At 69.1% G+C, this 1,409-nt stretch carries 3 protein-coding genes; all 3 read right to left on the reverse strand.

The features are described 5' to 3' along the window. Positions 1-843: DivIVA domain-containing protein (locus tag ACY5KJ_RS18625; protein WP_462203971.1), on the reverse strand; the 843-nt coding region annotated here is incomplete at its 3' end. Positions 844-937: 94 nt separating this feature from the next. Continuing rightward, positions 938-1,192 (reverse strand): YggT family protein, encoded by a 255-nt coding sequence (locus ACY5KJ_RS18630; RefSeq protein ID WP_462188856.1) that lies wholly within the window; start codon positions 1,190-1,192, stop codon positions 938-940. Between the two features lie 76 nt (positions 1,193-1,268). Then, positions 1,269-1,409 (reverse strand): cell division protein SepF (sepF, locus tag ACY5KJ_RS18635; RefSeq protein WP_462203973.1); only part of this gene is annotated, 141 nt, incomplete at its 5' end.

The raw sequence follows: 1,409 nt of genomic DNA on the forward strand, positions 1-1,409 counted from the left end.
CGGCTGGTGGGCGGGGTTCTGCGGGGCGCCACTGGGCCCCATGCCCACCGCGGGCCGCGTGGGTCCACCACCCGGGTTGAGGCCCGGTCGCGGTGGCCCGCCGGCACCGACGGCCGGCTGAGTCGGCATGCCGTCCAGGTCCCGCAGCTGCATCTCCAGGTAGGCCCGCAGCCGAGTACGGTACTCCCGCTCGAACGCCCGAAGCTGCTCGACCTGGCCCTCGAGGCGACGCTTGTCGTCCTCCAAGCCGCCGAGCTGCTCGGCCACGTGCGCCCGGGCCTCACCAATGATGCGGTCCGCGTCCGCCCTCGCCTCGCGGCGGGCGCGTTCAGACTCCGCGCGCGCCTCGCGCAGCGCCTCGTCCGCCGTGCGCTGGGCCAGCACGAGGGTACGGGCGACCCGCTGCTCGATGTCGGCCTCCACCTGCGGGTTACCGCCGGCCCGAGCGGGCGGTCCGGAGGTACCCACCGCTGAGATCACCGTTGTGGGGGCGCCGCCCTGCTGCGGCCCCTGCGGCCCGGTGGGCTGCGGCTGCTGGCCCCGTTCCCGGGCGGCCTGGGCGGCCTGGGCCTGCGCCTGGGCGATCTGGCGACGCGCCTCGTCGAGCTGGCGGCGCAGGCCCTGGTTCTCCTCGAGGATCTGCGCGGGCACGCCCGGACCACCACCGCCGGAACGCCGGGCCTCGTCGAGCTGCCGGCGCAGGTCGCTGTTCTCGTCCAGCAGCCGCGTCAGCTCCGCCTCGACCTCGTCGAGGAAGGTGTCGACCTCATCCTCGTTGTAGCCCGTGCGAAACCTCGTCGGGCTGAAGACCTTGTTCTGAACGTCCTGTGGTGTCAGAGCCACGTCGCCTCCTCGTGCGGCATCGCCGCTCCCCGAAGAGAGGGCGGTCTGCGGGCAGTCTGCCGCGCCCGCGCTCGCGGTGTGCACAACAACCCCGTCACAGCCTCTGCGCATAGCTTCGAAGCACGATGATCACCAGGAAGAGCAGCAGGAACCCGAGGTCAAGCGCAACGCTACCCACTCGCAACGGCGGAAGAAATCGCCGGATGAATCGTAACGGAGGGTCAGTTGCCGTGTACACAATCTCGAAGACCAGTACCAGGGGGCCGGTCGGGCGGAACGATCGGCTGAGGGCAAGAACCAGATCGATGATCCATCGCGCTATCAGGAGCAACAGATAGACCGTCAGCACCCAAAAGATCAAGCTACCTACTGTGCTGATGGCGCTCTCTCCTGAGGAACGGGGGGAACGTGATCACATTCCCTGGCTATGACTGGTTGTAGAACCCACCCTCGCGGATGCGTCGCTTGTCCGTCTCGGTGACCTCGACATTGTGCGGCGAGAGCAGGAAGACCTTGTTGGTCACCTTCTCGAGGTCGCCCCGCAGGCCGAAGATCAGACCCGCGGC

Source organism: Frankia sp. CcWB3 (assembly GCF_977927595.1).